Source organism: Bifidobacterium hapali, assembly GCF_002259755.1.
GTDB classification, from domain to species: Bacteria; Actinomycetota; Actinomycetes; order Actinomycetales; family Bifidobacteriaceae; genus Bifidobacterium; species Bifidobacterium hapali.
This window is the reverse complement of sequence record NZ_MWWY01000005.1, coordinates 71157-87618: the sequence shown is the minus strand read 5'-3', so window position 1 is coordinate 87618 and position 16462 is coordinate 71157. Positions and strand designations below refer to the sequence as shown.

Sequence of the window (16462 nt, the reverse complement as noted above, 5' to 3'; positions counted from 1 at the left end):
CCGCGATCACTGACCGGACTGTTCGGTCTGGTTGTAGCTGTTCGTGTCGGACACTTGGTTCATCAGACCAGTGAGGAACTCCGTCAGACGAGTACGGTACGCGCTCTCGAACTGCTTGAGACCCTGAATATTGCCCTCAATAACCTTGGTCTGTTCGGTGAGGCTATCACGCACCTGCTGTGCGTAATCGTCAGCAGCAGAACGCGTGTTCTTGCTGTACGTATCAGCCTCATTACGCTTCTTCTTGTCGTAGTCGGAAGCACGACGCTGAACTTCAGCCTCGTAAGCATCGCCATCCTCATGCTTGTTCTTCAAGTAGAGATCAGCATCCTGACGAGTCTTGACCGAGTAACCGTCTGCATCGGCACGCACGCGATCAGAGTATGCGTCTGCATCAGCGTGAGTACGCTTACCATACTCATCAGCCTCAGAACGAGTACGGCTGGAGTAATCGTTAGCCTTGGTGATCAGCTCATTGTACTTAGCTTGGCTGGCCTCAGTGATTTCCTTAGCCTGTGCCTTACCCTTGTCAACATACTGATCGTGCAGCTGCATGGCAAGCGTGAGCATTGCAGTAGCACGCTCCGGCTCAGTGCTTGCGGAAGCGGCAGCACCAGCGATCTTTTGCAGGCTACCAGTTTCCGTGCTCGGCTCAACCTTAGAAACCTGCTCGCGCAGCTGGTTCTCGCGCTGCTTGGATTCCTCAAGCTGACGAGTGAGTTCACGAACCTGTGCAGCAGCCTGCTGAGCAGCCACAACCTGCTGCTGAGCAGAAGCGAGCTGACGAGAAAGATCTTCACTGTTCGCGCGGAACGTATCACGTTCCTTCTGGATGTTGGCGAGCTGTTCAGCCAGCGCGTCATTGTCAGACGCCTTAGCCGCCTGTGCAGTCAACTGGTCAATCTGCTTGTTGAGCTGATCAACCTGACCCTTAAGCTGCTCATTCTGCGCACTCAGAGCACGGTTGCTTTCCTCAGCTTCACCGAGCTTGGCTTGTGCGACCTGCGCAGCCTGATCATGCTGACCAGCGGCATTGCCGGCCTCCGACTTCAGGCTGGCGTTTTCCTTCTGCAGCTCTTGGACCTGTGCGGTCAGATCGGAGATCTTCTTGTTCAGGTTCGCTACATCCGGTCCGAGCGACTGCGTCGCCGCACCGGCAGCCACGGCCTGCTTGCCGAGCGCCTCGACGGTTTCCGTCACCTGATCGAGAAAATCGTCGACCTCGTCGACGTCATAGCCTTCCTTAAATCGAACCGTCTGGAAGGTATGCTCCCGTATATCCTTCGGAGTCAACAAAGCCATAAATCCTTACACCTCGCTTTGGGGTCATGCCTCGCTGTGTTGGTATCAACACACGATGCTATCACGTACCCCGTGCCAATATCAGTGTTCCACGCCGATTCGGACGTACGAAACATCATAAACGAACTTCCGATACTGGAACTAGATAAGCACACGCAAGACAACTAATGCGAAATACAGCACGATAAAGCTCACATCAAAATATATGGCGCCCATCGGAATCGGCTTAATATAACGCCGTAGCCAACGCAGTGGCGGATCAGTGAGACGATAAACAACATCAATCAGCGCACGAACAACATCGCCCGGCTGCCAGCGCGGTGCGAGAACCATAGCCCAGTCCACGATCATGCGAATAAACAGGACTGCAATATAAACATCAATTACCCAGTCAATAAGACGGGCCAGTACATACAGCATCATGCCCTCAGCCTATCATCACAGCTGAGGGCAATGCCGAGAGCGAACTCACTACTAACTTGCGAAAACGTGTGGAAGATTGCGAAAACCGCTCAGTCAGCAAACAAGTCGTGCGCAGAAGATGGCGATGTTGGCTCTTCAACTTTGATATTGACTTGTGCTGGGCTAAGCAGAAACACACGCGGCGTCACACGTTCAATTGAACCGCGTACGCCGAATACCACACCAGCAGAAAAGTCCACGATACGGTATGCAACCGCTTCAGGCACGTCAGTAAGATTAAGCACTACTGGAACGCCATCGCGCAACGCACGGCCGACGAGCTGTGCATCTTCATATGTCTTAGGGTGAATCGTTGTAATGCGCGTTACTCGGCTCTGGAACGGATTTGATTCACGAGTAGAAGCCTGAGCAGACGATGTTCCTGTCGCATTCGGTGAAGTGGTAGTCATCGGAGTAACCGAATGATCAGAGTCAAATGACTGCTCTTCAGCCGGCTCATCATCGTACTGGTCGTCGTCATCTACCACATCCGTCATGCCCAGATAGGACATCGCGTTCTTCATAAATCCTGCCATGAAGATTCCTTTCAGTCAGGTCAGTCAGCTCGGCGTACTGTCTCAGCGCAGAAAGTCCGGAATGTCAAGATCGCCGGGATCGTTCGACGAAATAACCTCATGCTCACTCGTCTCGTCAAAATTAGCGTGAGATGAGTCTGCAGCCGGAGCATAGCCATGTGTCGCAGGCGCTGCTGCTGGCTGTGCAGTTTGCGCAGGCTGTGCATACTGCTGCGGAATGATTGGGCTTGGCTGCTTCTGGAGCAGTGCGGGTTGGACAGGCTGTGCTGCTACCGGAGTGGCTTGCGCTGGAACGGTAGTGTGTACTGGCGTCGCTTGCGAGATAATCGGTGCAGCTTGTGGTGCGTCAGCCTTAGTTTCGCCTTCCTTCGGGCCGAAGCCAGCGGCGATAACCGTTACGCGTACTTCGTCGCCAAATGCGTCGTCAAGCGACTGTCCCCAAATAATCTGAGCTTCAGGATGAATCGCCTTGCGAACCAGCTCAACAGCGGCCGCAGTCTCCTGCAAACCGAGATCAGTCGGGCCGGAAATGTTAATGAGTACGCCGTGCGCACCTTCAATGCTTTCTTCAAGCAGCGGCGAGCTGATAGCGATTTCCGCAGCCTGCGTAGCGCGATCTTCGCCCCGTGCCGAGCCAATGCCGAACAGTGCCGTACCAGCGCCGCGCAGAATAGTGTTGACATCAGCGAAATCAACGTGAATGTAAGCATTCGCAGCGATTAGATCAGTGATACCCTGCACACCAGCAAGGAGTGCACTATCAGCAGTCTTGAACGCGTCAACGATGCTAACGTTGCGATCCGAAAGCTCAAGCAGGCGATCGTTCGGAATAACGATTAACGCGTCCACTTCCTTGCGCAGATTCTCAATACCGAGATTCGCCGACGCGGAACGACGCGGACCTTCGAAGGAGAACGGACGAGTGACAACTGCGATCGTGAGCGCACCCTGCTGATGGGCAGCCTTAGCAACGATCGGGCTGGCACCGGTACCAGTGCCACCGCCTTCGCCGCAGGTTACGAACACCATGTCCGCACCCTTTAAGGATTCCTCAATATCGGACTGATGATCTTGTGCAGCCTTCGCGCCCTTTTCCGGATCTGCTCCTGCCCCAAGACCACGACTCGTGTTATCAGTCAACGAAATCTTCACGTCGGCATCAGAGCGTAACAGATCTTTCGCGTCGGTATTGACCGCCACGAATTCGACGTTCTGTAGGCCCTCGGCGATCATTCGGTTGACTGCATTGCCACCTGCACCACCAACGCCCACGACTTTAATGTTGATCTTGTCGCTAAGCTGCTCGTTCTGGGCGATTTCGCTCACCATTGTCTCCTGTCACTCACACGGTTACGCACAACTCTATCGCAGAACCCCTGATAATGACGCCATGTTTCTCAAGCGTGTGTCGGCGTTTCGCGCATAGAATACACCTTCGCTTGCCGATTTACGTGGATATTGTCTCCACTTACGGTTCGCTAACGACGATATTAGTAGGTTGCGATTCAATTAATAACTTGCATCCATCGGATCATCACCGAATAATGTTTCACGCTGTTCATGAGTAGTCTCACGCGAATCTAGCCACCCGTACGGCAAATGTACTTTCTTCGCAAATCGTACTCGTCCGCGCGGCTTGTCTCGAACCCGTTCCGGCATGCGCATAGTTGGGTCAAGACAGCTGATCTCACGGCGCACATCATCAAGACTCTCGCATTCCATGAAAGCTTTACGTGTAGAACCGCCAACCGGGAATCCCTTAAGATACCACGCGATATGCTTGCGCAAATCATGCACAGCCATACGTTCGTCGCCATCGTAAAAATCAGTGAGTAGTTCGGCATGACGTTCAATAACTGTACACACTTCGCCAAGTGACGGGTCAGTACGCTCGCGATTGCCAGCAAACGCGTTTTTAATATCAGCAAACAGCCACGGACGGCCTTGACATCCGCGTCCAATCGCCACGCCTGCGCACCCAGTTTCACGCACCATGTCTAGAGCATCTTCAGCACCCCAAATATCTCCGTTGCCGAACACGGGAATATCGAGCGCGTTGACGAGTTCGCCTATACGACTCCAGTCAGAATGACCACCATAATATTCAGCAGTGGTACGTGCGTGCAACGTTACTGCAGCGCATCCTTCTTCCTGCGCAATATGACCAGCTTCCATGAATGTTTCATGATCTTGGTCAATACCAACGCGAATCTTCGCGGTTACGGGAATGTTCGCTTCGGAGCATACTGCAACGACACGGTGAATAAGCTCGCGGAACAAATCGGTTTTCCACGGTAGTGCAGAACCGCCACCACGACGGGTGACCTTCGGCACGGGACATCCGAAGTTGAGATCAACATGGTCGGCCATGTGCTCGTCAACGACAATACGTGCAGCTTGTTCGACGATAGACGGATTAACTCCGTACAGTTGGAGTGAACGAATTTTCTCACTCGGTGCGAAACGGCACAGTCGCAGCGCTTTAGGATTGCGTGCAACGAGTGCGCGCGCTGTGATCATTTCGGCAACATAGAGACCGTCTGGACCGTAGCTTTCGCAGATGACTCGGAACGGCCAGTTGGTCACGCCCGCCATTGGTGAGAGCACAACCGGCGTGGGTACGGTGATTGGACCGAGCTGTACTGGTGCGATGGTTACTGGTGCAGCCGTGGCAGTCCCGGTTGACTGGGCTGGTGACTCAGCTGTCCTAACTCGCGCGAAAGATGACGGTTCACTTGACGCGATTTGAACGGCAGATTCTTGGCCATCACCTCGCGGGTCGAGACGTGCGTGCTCGTGCACGGTAATCACCGTTTCGGTGTCGTTGGTCTTCGTCATGGCATCTTTCCCTGTCTGTTTGTGAACGTTGCAGCTACGTTAGCGCCTCAGTACGCCGCGTGGCATGATGAGGGGAGCGGAGGACGCCTATCCCCCGCTCCCCTCAATCGTTTCTCACGAGCGAATCAGTACAGGCCACCAGCCTCGTTGATCTTCACCGAGTCTGGCCATGCTTCGCCGCCCATTGACACCGGCTTGGCGGGCACATGCGTACGCTTCTCACCGATGCGAGAATCAACGTATTCAGCCACGCGATCAAGTGCAACGCGTTCCTGATTCATGGTGTCACGGTCGCGGATCGTGACTGCCTGATCGTCGAGCGTATCGAAGTCGACAGTGACGCACAGCGGGGTGCCGATTTCGTCTTCACGACGGTAACGACGACCGATTGCACCGGCTTCGTCATAGTCGATCATCCACTCATGCTGACGCAGATCGGAAGCGAGATTCTGCGCGACATTCTGCAGTTCCGGCTTCTTGCTTAGCGGCAGCACAGCAGCCTTGATCGGAGCCAGACGCGGGTCGAGACGCAGCACAGTACGCTTGTCGACGCCACCCTTCGTGTTCGGAGCCTCATCCACGTCGTATGCATCCACGAGGAAGCACATGAGCGAACGGGTCAGACCTGCGGCTGGCTCGATAACGTACGGCACGTACTTTTCACCGGTCGCCTGATTGAAGTAGCTCAAGTCTTCGCCGGAGTGCTTCATGTGTGCGCTCAAATCGTAGTCAGTACGGTTGGCGATGCCTTCAAGCTCGCCCCAGTCAGAGCCCTGGAAGCCGAACTTGTATTCAATATCGACCGTGCGCTTCGAGTAGTGGGCAAGCTTCTCCTTCGGATGCTCGTAATGACGCAGGTTCTCCGGCTTGACGCCGAGATCGAGATACCACTGGGTGCGCGCATCAATCCAGTACTGATGCCAATCCTCATCAGTGCCAGGCTCGACGAAGAATTCCATTTCCATCTGTTCGAACTCACGGGTACGGAAGATGAAGTTGCCCGGCGTGATCTCGTTACGGAAGCTCTTACCCATGTTGGCAATGCCGAACGGCGGCTTGGAACGAGAGGAAGTCATGACATTCTTGAAGTCCACAAAGATGCCCTGCGCGGTTTCCGGGCGAAGGTAGTGCAGGCTGTTCTCATCCTCAACCGGGCCGAGGTGCGTGCGCAGCATCATGTTGAAGTCGCGCGGCTCAGTCCACTTGCCGCGAGTACCACAGTCAGGGCACACGATATCAGCCATGCCGTTCTCCGGCAGCTTGTCGCCGTGCTTCTCAGCGTAGGATTCCTGCAGTTTATCGGCACGATTGCGCTTATGACAGTTGAGGCATTCAACCAGCGGATCGTTGAACACGGCCACGTGTCCGGACGCGACCCACACCGGGGTCGGCAAGATGATGGACGTATCCACGCCCACCACGTCGCCTCGGGTGACGACCATCGAACGCCACCATTCACGCTTGATATTATCCTTCAGCGCGACGCCGAGCGGACCGTAATCCCATGCGGAACGGGTACCGCCGTAGATTTCACCGGCGGGGAACACAAATCCGCGACGTTTCGCGAGGGATACGACTTCATCGAGTTTGGATACAGCCACAATGCACCTTCTGGTTTGAACGGTTTGGGGACTTTATTAGCGTCCTAAAGTCTATCGGCAGTCGCTGACAGTACGTATGTGAGGTATATGAGCAGTGCCTTTTACCATGTGCACATGCGACTCGCAAGACCTGATGACACACATTTTGCGGTATATGCGCAATTCAAGAGCGCAAATGTCCACGTTGAGGCATAGCGTCAACAACGTAATGCAGGGGAACCCGGCCAGTTTGGCGGGTTGAGAAAGGTTTCGGCCTGACCCTTAGAACCTGTTGGTTAAGACCATCGTAGGGAGCAGTCATATGAGCGATGATTCGCAAGTCGACGCGCAGCCGCATTGTTGCGCAAGCTGGCGCCACGGCGAGCCCACTGACACTGATATTTCTATACAGCACAATCAGCCAGCGTCGTCTAAGCGAGAGTCAGCTAATGATCTAACTGATGTACGTGCGCGGATCAGCGAGGCTGTACGAACCGTAAAAGCTACTACTCCGCTCGCGCAATCGTTCACGAATTTCGTGACGATCAATCTCGTAGCAAACGCACAGCTTGCCGCAGGCGGTACAGCAGCGATGAGTTTTCTACCAGACGACGTGATTGATACGGCATCCATTGCCGGCGCAGACTATATCAATGTGGGCACGCTGCTGCCGTTCTATAAGGATGCACTGCCGCAAATCGCACGCGCGTTTCATAAAGCAGCACATCCGTGGGTACTGGACCCGGTGGCAGCTGGCATCGGAGCAACCCGCACCGAGATACTGCGTTCGTTCCGCGCCGCTCCCCCAACAATTGTGCGCGGCAATGCGTCCGAAATCATCGCGTTGGCAACGATGTGGGGACTGCGTGACGATACTGTGCAGTCAACTGACTCGACTGATTCGACTAACTGCGCAACGACCCGCCCGGCCGGCGTTGAGTCAGTCGACGATGTAGATAGCGCAACTGTCGCAGCACGTCAACTTGCTCGCTTCCTCGCCACATCCACCCCGCACAAGCAGGCCGCGGTCGCAGTCTCTGGCGAGATTGATCTCGTTACCGACGGAGAACGCACCTACCGTCTTCCCGGCGGCAGCGCGATGATGACGAAAATCACCGGTGCCGGTTGCTCACTAGGTGGCGTGACTGCAACATACTTGGCGGTTAGTAAACCGTTGATCGCCGCACTGTCCGCTTCTCTATTGTTCAACCGTGCTGGCGAAATTGCCGAACAACAATCGAACGGGACGGGGACATTTCAGCCGCATTTTCTCGATGCACTGTGGAATCTCACGCCTGAACAGGTGGCTGATTCACCGATCATCGTCACGCAATAGCTAGATCACTCAGTGCTCCCTCACTGCTCAACGTGCAACCGCGCAACAACACACATTAAGACTTCCTTATACAACCAACAAAGGAACAACCAAATGAACAACGAATACCCATACGCCTCCATGCGAGACTCGTTTGACCTGTCCGCATACTTCGTGGTCGGGCCTGACGATTGCAAAGGTCGCCCGCTGACCGACGTGGTTGATCAGGCTCTGCGAGGCGGCGCAACCTTCATCCAGCTGCGCGCCAAGAAGGCTGATGCGTCCGAACTGACTGCGATGGCACAGGACATCGCACAGATTATCGAGGACAATAACAAGTCCGATTCCGTAGCGTTCGTGATTGACGACCGCGCGGATGTCGTGTGGCAGGCTCGCCGCAAGGGCATCAAGGTGGATGGCGTGCACATCGGCCAGACTGATATGGAACCGCGTGAGGCCCGTGCACTGCTCGGCGACGAAGCAATCGTCGGTCTGTCCGCAGAAACCGAAAGCCTCGTCAAACTCATCAATGAGCTGCCTGACGGTTGCATCGACTACATTGGCGCCGGCCCTCTGCATGTGTCCACGACCAAACCTGAAGCATCAGTCGGTGGCAACGACGGTTCAGGCAAGACGCTTGACGCGAAGCAAATCAACACGATCTGCTCGGCATGCGAATTCCCGGTGGTTGTCGGCGGCGGCGTGACCGTAGCTGACATGGCGATGCTCGCGAGCACGAAAGCTGCTGGATGGTTCGCGGTTTCCGCTATCGCCGGTGCCGACGACCCCGAGGCCGCCACTCGTGCAATGGTCGAAGGTTGGAAGGCTGTGCGCGGCGACGCGAAGCACGGCTACGCGAAGCGTATTGTGACGCACACTCCTGCCGTTGATACGCAGGCAGCGCAAGAAGGCGCAGCTTCCGTCGGTGCCGAAGCCACCGAAAAGAAGTTCACGAACGCGAAGGATGCCAAGGCGGCACAGAAGCTCGCCAAGCAGCAGCGCGTCGACATCGCCGCGCGCGGCTCCAAGCAGCGCGACAAGGCACACATTCGCAAGACCAAGTCCGTGCACTTCGAAAACCAGTTCGGCACATACGATCTTGAGGTGCCGTACACCGAGATCAAGCTATCGGATACCCCGGGCGTGGGTCCGAACCCGCCGTTCATCGACTACAACACCGAAGGCCCCAAGTGCGACCCGAAGGAAGGCTTGAAGCCGCTTCGTCTCGACTGGATCAAAGACCGTGGCGACGTTGAAGAGTACGAGGGTCGTCGTCGCAACCTTGAAGATGACGGCAAGCGTGCCATCAAGCGCGGCCGCGCCACCAAGGAATGGCGTGGTCGCACGCACCAGCCGATGCGTGCCAAGGATCACCCAGTGACCCAAATGTGGTATGCCCGTCACGGCATCATCACCCCGGAAATGAAGTATGTTGCCGAGCGTGAGAACTGCGATGTCGAACTCGTACGTTCCGAACTGGCCGCGGGCCGCGCGGTTATGCCGTGCAACATCAACCATCCGGAAGCTGAGCCGATGATTATCGGTTCTGCCTTCCTCACCAAACTTAACGCGAATATGGGTAACTCGGCCGTCACTTCGTCCATCGACGAAGAGGTCGAAAAGCTCACGTGGGCGACGAAGTGGGGCGCTGACACGGTCATGGACCTGTCGACCGGTAACGACATTCACACTACGCGTGAGTGGATTCTGCGCAACTCCCCTGTCCCGATCGGCACCGTGCCGATGTATCAGGCACTCGAAAAGGTCGAGGACGATGCGTCGAAACTGAGCTGGGAACTGTTCCGCGACACGGTGATCGAACAGTGCGAGCAGGGCGTTGATTACATGACCATCCACGCTGGCGTACTACTTCGTTTCGTGCCGCTGACCGCGAACCGCGTAACCGGTATCGTTTCGCGTGGTGGCTCCATTATGGCCGAATGGTGCTTGCAACATCATCAGGAGAGCTTCCTGTACACGCATTTCGACGAACTATGCGATATTTTCGCCAAGTACGACGTCGCATTCTCGCTGGGTGATGGTCTGCGTCCAGGATGCCTTGCCGATGCGAACGATCCGGCACAGCTGGCCGAGCTCATGACACTGGGCGAACTCACCCGCCGTGCATGGGCGAAGGACGTGCAGGTAATGATCGAAGGCCCGGGTCACATTCCGTTCGACACGGTGCGTATGAACATTGAGATGGAGAAGGCGATCTGCAATGATGCGCCGTTCTATACGTTGGGACCGCTGACGACCGATACCGCTCCTGGTTACGATCACATCACGTCCGCTATCGGCGGTGTGGAGATCGCCCGTTACGGCACCGCTATGCTGTGCTACGTGACTCCGAAGGAACACCTTGGGCTGCCGAACAAGGACGATGTCAAGCAGGGCGTGATCGCTTACAAGATCGCTTGTCACGCGGCCGATATCGCCAAGCATCATCCGCACGCGCAAGATCGTGATCTGGCGATCTCCAAGGCTCGTTTCGAGTTCCGTTGGCTCGATCAGTTTAACCTGAGCTACGATCCGGACACCGCGATCGCGTTCCACGATGACACTCTGCCGGCCGAGCCAGCGAAAATGGCTCATTTCTGCTCGATGTGTGGCCCGAAGTTCTGCTCGATGGCTATTTCGCAGAACATCCGCAAGCAGTTCGGCGGTGCTGCTGCACAGGAACAGCTCGTGCAGGATACGCTTGCTGGCAAGATTCCGTCTGCGCAGGAAGCTCGCGGTGCGCTCACCACGCCAAGCACTGCGAATACGGCAAGTGCTGAAGAGATTCAGGCTGGCATGGCCCAGATGAGCGAGAAGTTCAAGGCTCAGGGCGGCAAACTCTACACCACCGCTCAGTAAGGCAAAACACGATGGCGGTGTCTTAGGCAATATTGCCGTAAGACACCGCCTTTGTGTATCTGATAGTCCCTCTAATAATCCTCTGATAGTCCATAGTGCAGTCACTTCAAGGAGTTCGTATGTCTACTACGCTTCCTGCAGTTCTCGCGATTTCTGGGTCAGACTCGTCCGGTGGAGCGGGTATGCAAGCCGACCTCAAAACTATGCTGGCATGCGGCGTGTTCGGTATGAGCGCGATCACCGCAATCACCGCGCAAAATACGATGGGAGTCACTGGAGTTGAAAACGTGTCTCCTAGCATGGTGGCCGCGCAGATTGATACCGTGTTCGCTGATATTCCGCCGGTAGCCGTCAAGATTGGTATGGTCTCGTCGGCCGAGATTATTACTGCGATTGCTGATCGTCTTGCTGCGCATCACGCGCGCAATGTCGTGCTTGACCCGGTGATGATTGCAACGTCCGGCGCGCATTTGATTGACGATGACGCAGTGACTGCACTCACTGAGCGGCTGTTTCCGCTTGCAACACTGGTGACGCCGAATATTCCAGAAACGGAAGTGTTGACGGGCTCTCCACTTCACAATCAGACCGATATGGAAGCTGCTGCTCATCGTATTGCGACCATGTTCGGTTGTGCCGCGCTCGTAAAAGGTGGTCATAGTGTTGAAGGTGCGAGCGACGTACTTGCGCAGATTGACGGCACTATTACGTGGTTCCGTGGCACACGCGTCAACAATCCGAACACACACGGTACTGGATGTACGTTATCGTCTGCGATTGCTGCGTATCTCGCGCAAGGAGAATTGTTACCGGATGCGATTCGTCGTGCTAAAGAGTATCTGACTGGTGCGCTGAACGCTCAGCTTGATCTTGGACATGGATCTGGTCCGATGGACCACGGCTGGCAGTATCGCTGACAAACGATGATTACAGTGGCTTGATTGCTTGACAGTAAAAGGCAGCCATTGTGCAGAAAGGAAATATGATGATTCTTGATCGCAACGCAATAACGCAGGACGTTCCTATTAATCCTGAAACAGGCAAGCCGTATCTCAATACGGTCGCCGCGATTCAAGTGTCGGTCTCTGGTGCCGGTTCGGAAGTTTCACCGTATGTAGCGCAAGCGGTGAAGGTGATTCGAGATTCGGGCTTACCACAGGAGACAAACGCACTGTTTACTGATGTCGAGGGTGATCTTGACGAAGTACTTCATGTTGCGGGGGAAGCGGCGAAGAAGCTCGCAGAACAAGGCTACCGCACAAGTCTCGTGCTGCACATGGATATTCGCCCCGGTTTCACCGGTCAACTCACGGAAAAGCCGCAAATCGTCGATAAACTCCTTAGCGAATAAAGTTATCATCGACTCCCCTTGTTAGGACAGCACCGTGAAGGCAGATGTCTTCATAAACGGAACCGTGTATTCACGTTAATAACGTAAGGGGGTGTGGGTTCCTCTCAATGAGAGAGGAGCCCACACCCCCTTACGTTATTTGCTTATGCGCTTACTCTTCGCGGCGGTGAATGCCGATGGAAGCAAGCGAGATGCCACCGGCAGCAAGCAACGCGGCTGCAACAAGTGCAATCCACGCAACTGACGAACCGGTTTCGGTGAGCTGCTTAGCCTTGTCGTTCTTCTCAGCGGACGGCTTCTTGTTCTTGTCACCCGTCTGCTGCGGCTGCTGCGGAGTCGGCTTCTGCTGCGGCTGCTGCGGGCCGGGCTTAGGAGTCGGCTTCTGCCCCGGGCCAGGCTGAGGCTTCGGAGTCACACTGCCAGCTGCTACAACCGTCAGCGGCAACGTCACAGTCGTACCGTTCGTCGCGCCCACGATCGTCAGCGTTGCATTGCCCGTTGCCAGCGTACGCGGCAGGGTCACGGTCAGCGTTGCGCTATCGCCATCCTTAACATCAGCTACACCAACGGTTGCGTCACCAACCTTCGCGGTGAGCTTCGTTTCAGCCGGTACACCGAGCGAAGTGAGTGTGAGCTTCGAGAAGTTCAGGGCGAACGAGCTACCAGCCTTCACCTCACCGGTCGGCAGTCCGGTCACGGCCACGGCACGACGATCGTAGCGAGGCTTCAACGGCGAGTTAGCACGAATGTAGTCAATCCATGCGTCACGATCTACCAAACCAGTGTCCTTGGTGTTCTTGCCAGCTGCAAAGGCGCGGAAGTTGTCGCCGCCCTGCAACAGGAAGCTGAACGAACCAATACGGTACTCACGGTTCAGGTCGAGCGGCTCGCCGTTGATGGTGACCGACGTGATGTGCTCGCCCTGCTTGGCGTTCGGATCGTAGGTGTACGACACGTTGTGCGACAGGCCGAGCTGCAGGTACGGACGGGACGGTTCCGTGCCGTCAGCCGTGGTCTGCCACTGCTGTTCGAGCGCTTCCTTGAACTGCGCGCCGGTAAGCGTGGTGGTCCACAGGTTGTTGAGGAACGGCAGCACCGAGTTCGCCTGAGCGTAGGTGATCGAACCGTCCTCGGCGAGCGTGCACTTCTCGTTTTCGCCAGTCTTGCAGAATTCGGCACGCAGGCCACCCGGGTTCACCACGCCGATTTCAGCACCGCCACGATCCGCAGACTTCAGCGAGTCGAGCAGCGCATCAGCCACGAGGTTACCCATCGTGGATTCAGACGCGCGATCGTCGCGGGCACCGTCCTTGAACGCGGTGGTGATGTCCGCGGCGATGGAGCCGACCTTCTCGTTGCCCTTGGCCGCAGCGACCTTGAGCGCCGCGTCAACGATCTCCTTGACCTTGGCGACGGTCGGATACTTGGCAGCAAGCTCGGCGTCGAAGGCGTCCTTCTCCTCGTCGGTTGCACCCTTGTCAGGATCGGCAGCCGGTGCACTCAGAGACGGCACATTACCAGACTTGACATAGGTGACCTTGTCGCTCGCCTTGTCGTAGTCAAGTACAACCTGGCCGACGTTAGCCGCGTAGCTACCGGTCTGGATGATCGGACGGTCTGCGTGCGCCGGATCAGTGTAATCGTAGGCCATGTGCGTGTGCGCAGTGAAGATCACGTCGACGTTCTTGTCGGTATCGTCGACGATGTGCTTGAACACCGGGCTGTCGGCCTTCTGCTCGTCGAGCGTCGGCTTGCCAGTTTCCGTATCCTCGTTTGCGAGCGCACCTTCGTGGTATTCGGCGACGATCACGTCGGCCTCACCGTTGGATTCGTTACCGTCGGTGAGCTGCTTGGCAACGCGGTTGACTGCTTCGACTGGATCGCCGAAGGTGATGTCCTTGATACCGCCGGGCGAAACAAGCGTGGAGGTTTCTTCAGTGACCGCACCGATCACACCAACCTTGACGCCGTTGACGTCTTGAATGCTGTATTCCTTGAGTGCCGGCTTACCGTCGGACTTGCGGTACACGTTCGCGCCGAGGTAATCCCACTGAGCGTTACGCTTACCTTCCGTGCCGATCACACGGTCGGTGAGGTCAGCGTAGCCTTGGTCGAACTCGTGGTTGCCGACTGCGGACGCTTTTAAGCCGAGCGCATTGAGCACGTCGATGGTTGGCTGGTCACGCTGGACAGACGAGTTGAACAGGGAAGCACCAATGTTGTCGCCAGCGGCGAGCAGCAGCGAGCTGTCCGGATATTCGGCGCGCAACTGTTCGATGGTTCCAGCGAACGGAACGGTGAGGTGCTTGTCGATGCGTCCGTGGAAATCGTTGAAGTTGAGCAGGTTGATTTCGGTGCTCGTCTTTGCTGGCACGTTGGTTTCGATCCAGCCTTGACGCAGTGAGTAACCGTCGGTTACGCCGTCATCAGCCCAGAAGACCGGCTTGTAGGTCTTGCCTTCCTTGCCGCCTTCGACGCTCTTCGCGGCTGAGTCAGGCGTGATCGCGTAGCCTTCGGAGTTCTGTCCTGCGATTTCTGCTGGTGTTGCGGTGAGCGCGGTGAGCGTGAGCGCACCGTTCTTGTCGAAGGTGTAGGTGGCGATCTTCGAGCCAGTGCCCTTGTCGTTGTCACCTTGAGCGAGCAGTTGGTTGTGCTCAGCATCCCACGTCAGATCACGCGGACCATCGAAACCAGCGTTAGCAGCGGCCTGCGGCAGCGGAATCTGGGAGATCGGGTAGGCAACATCCTTGCCGCCGACCGTGGCAAGCGCGAACGCGTAGATCGCGTTAGTTTTCTCAAGAGCCGCGAAGAACAGACCATCGTAGTCGTTAGCAGTACCGGCAGGATCGTAATCATGCACGTTGTTCGGATCGAGGTTGACCTTGAACTTGTTGGCAGTAAGCGTCTCATTCGGGATGAACGCGAGGCCTTCGACGCCGAGGTTGGCGTCATCCTTGGTCAGCGTCACGTCGAACTGGGACAGCGGTGCCACAAGATTCCACTCGTGCGTAGCAGTCAGGTCCTGTGCGCCATCGCCGTTCGTGTCGACGGCAGTCGCGTTCACATCGTAGCTGAGGATGGACGGACGCGGCGTGTTCTTGTCTTCGTTGTCGCGTTCCGCACCGATGAACACACCCTTGGACGAGTCTGCGTTGATCAGCGTGATGCCTTCGGAATCAACGCCGCCCTTGCCGTCCTTGAAGTGCAGCTGCTTGCCGCCCTTGGTCGTGTCGTCCACCTTGAACGTCCAACCGTCGGTCGTATCCTGCTTCCACGTACCGGTTGCAGGATCGAGCACGAACTTGTTGATTGAACCAGGGCCCTTGTCTTCGGTGTTACCGAGCGTCGGGTTGAGATCGTTATCTGCAGCCCACAGCGTATTCGTCGCGTTTTCGTAGACCAGACCGGACAGGTTACCGTCGGTGTGTTCACCGGATTTGCCGCTCGCACCGAATTCGCCCTTCGCATCGACCGGCGTGACCTTGTCAAGGCCCGGCCAAGCGTTAACAGTCAGCGTTTCGCCCGGTTCCGGAGTTGGAGTCGGTGCTGGGAACTCATTGGCAGCGCCCGGCGTCGGCTTGTCGCTGACCTTGAACGTGCCATCATCTGCGCGCGACCATGACTGCTGTGCGGTCAGCTTGTCGGCAAGCTTCCACGTAGTCGAGTCAACTTCGGCAGCTGTATCATACTTGTCGCCAGTCTTCGACGTCAGGTACACCGAATCAGCGTCAGATCCAAGACCCGGTTCCCCGTTGTAGTCGATCGCAGCTACGAGATAGCCGCCGGGCTGCACAATCGTATCCGTGTTGATTTCCTTGTCAACACCGATCGTATAGTGCTTCTTCTGCTTCTCGTCGTAAATACCCCAACCATTGACGTTGACCGGCTCAGAACCAGTATTCTTCAGTTCGACCCAATCGTCACGTTCGGTGACCGGATCGCCGAGTTCCTTGGTGTTACCAGCGAATACTTCGTTGATAATAACGGACGGCTTGGCAGTTGCGTCAACAGCGTGCGCATTCGGCACACCGATGAACGCTGAGCCAGCCAGCGTTGCGGCAGCAGCGCACAGTGCAATCGTACTGCGCGTCACCAGCCCAATATTACGATAGGACCCCACGGTAGAATTCCTTCCCCTCGTATGGCCACACAAGTAATATCCTTCATTCACGTCGCTAACAGACCCATGAATGATCGGTTATACGTTGCCGCCATATGC

General features: G+C 56.1%; 11 protein-coding genes and 1 riboswitch. Of the genes, 4 read left to right on the top strand and 7 right to left on the bottom strand.

Going from position 1 to position 16462, the window contains the following annotated elements:
• Positions 1–6 precede the first annotated feature (6 nt).
• The 6 genes from BHAP_RS00980 to BHAP_RS00955 all read right to left on the bottom strand — a co-directional run bounded on the left by BHAP_RS00980 (position 7) and on the right by BHAP_RS00955 (position 6739).
• On the bottom strand, positions 7–1302 hold the full coding sequence (locus BHAP_RS00980; RefSeq protein WP_094728750.1) for a DivIVA domain-containing protein: 1296 nt from the start codon (positions 1300–1302) through the stop codon (positions 7–9).
• Positions 1303–1443: 141 nt separating this feature from the next.
• On the bottom strand, positions 1444–1722 hold the full coding sequence (locus tag BHAP_RS00975) for a YggT family protein (RefSeq protein ID WP_094729000.1): 279 nt from the start codon (positions 1720–1722) through the stop codon (positions 1444–1446).
• A gap of 92 nt (positions 1723–1814) precedes the next feature.
• Entirely contained in the window at positions 1815–2300 is a 486-nt protein-coding gene (locus BHAP_RS00970; RefSeq protein ID WP_094728748.1) for a cell division protein SepF, read from the bottom strand.
• Positions 2301–2342: 42 nt separating this feature from the next.
• Complete coding sequence (gene ftsZ / locus BHAP_RS00965) at positions 2343–3626, bottom strand: cell division protein FtsZ (RefSeq protein WP_094728998.1); 1284 nt, start codon at positions 3624–3626, stop codon at positions 2343–2345.
• A 183-nt stretch (positions 3627–3809) separates the two neighbouring features.
• Complete coding sequence (gene dusB / locus BHAP_RS00960) at positions 3810–5138, bottom strand: tRNA dihydrouridine synthase DusB (protein WP_094728746.1); 1329 nt, start codon at positions 5136–5138, stop codon at positions 3810–3812.
• 125 nt (positions 5139–5263) lie between these two features.
• On the bottom strand, positions 5264–6739 hold the full coding sequence (locus tag BHAP_RS00955) for a glycine--tRNA ligase (RefSeq protein ID WP_094728744.1): 1476 nt from the start codon (positions 6737–6739) through the stop codon (positions 5264–5266).
• Positions 6740–6941: 202 nt separating this feature from the next.
• A riboswitch (TPP riboswitch) is annotated at positions 6942–7049 on the top strand.
• Between BHAP_RS00955 and thiM the strand changes: the two genes are divergently transcribed.
• The 4 genes from thiM (at position 7041) to BHAP_RS00935 (ending at position 12243) form a co-directional block, all read left to right on the top strand.
• Positions 7041–8054, top strand: a complete 1014-nt coding sequence (gene thiM, locus BHAP_RS00950; RefSeq protein WP_094728742.1) for a hydroxyethylthiazole kinase — start codon at positions 7041–7043, stop codon at positions 8052–8054. It overlaps the preceding riboswitch by 9 nt.
• A 93-nt stretch (positions 8055–8147) precedes the next feature.
• A complete protein-coding gene (thiC, locus tag BHAP_RS00945; RefSeq protein ID WP_094728740.1) occupies positions 8148–10892 on the top strand; it encodes a phosphomethylpyrimidine synthase ThiC in 2745 nt (914 codons plus the stop codon).
• A gap of 119 nt (positions 10893–11011) precedes the next feature.
• Positions 11012–11809, top strand: a complete 798-nt coding sequence (gene thiD / locus BHAP_RS00940; RefSeq protein WP_094728738.1) for a bifunctional hydroxymethylpyrimidine kinase/phosphomethylpyrimidine kinase — start codon at positions 11012–11014, stop codon at positions 11807–11809.
• Between the two features lie 68 nt (positions 11810–11877).
• Entirely contained in the window at positions 11878–12243 is a 366-nt protein-coding gene (locus BHAP_RS00935; protein ID WP_094728736.1) for a thiamine-binding protein, read from the top strand.
• 151 nt (positions 12244–12394) lie between these two features.
• Here BHAP_RS00935 and BHAP_RS00930 read toward each other — a convergent pair whose 3' ends face one another.
• Positions 12395–16363 carry a 5'-nucleotidase C-terminal domain-containing protein gene (locus tag BHAP_RS00930; RefSeq protein ID WP_244569203.1) on the bottom strand — a complete coding sequence of 1323 codons (3969 nt, stop codon included), beginning with the start codon at positions 16361–16363 and terminating at the stop codon, positions 12395–12397.
• Positions 16364–16462: the final 99 nt, after the last annotated feature.

Coding starts and splice junctions, on each gene's coding strand:
- BHAP_RS00980 (WP_094728750.1), bottom strand. CDS start 1,302: ATGGCTTTGTTGACTCCGAAGGATATACGGGAGCATACCTTCCAGACG.
- BHAP_RS00975 (WP_094729000.1), bottom strand. CDS start 1,722: ATGCTGTATGTACTGGCCCGTCTTATTGACTGGGTAATTGATGTTTAT.
- BHAP_RS00970 (WP_094728748.1), bottom strand. CDS start 2,300: ATGGCAGGATTTATGAAGAACGCGATGTCCTATCTGGGCATGACGGAT.
- dusB (WP_094728746.1), bottom strand. CDS start 5,138: ATGACGAAGACCAACGACACCGAAACGGTGATTACCGTGCACGAGCAC.
- thiM (WP_094728742.1), top strand. CDS start 7,041: ATGAGCGATGATTCGCAAGTCGACGCGCAGCCGCATTGTTGCGCAAGC.
- thiC (WP_094728740.1), top strand. CDS start 8,148: ATGAACAACGAATACCCATACGCCTCCATGCGAGACTCGTTTGACCTG.
- thiD (WP_094728738.1), top strand. CDS start 11,012: ATGTCTACTACGCTTCCTGCAGTTCTCGCGATTTCTGGGTCAGACTCG.
- BHAP_RS00935 (WP_094728736.1), top strand. CDS start 11,878: ATGATTCTTGATCGCAACGCAATAACGCAGGACGTTCCTATTAATCCT.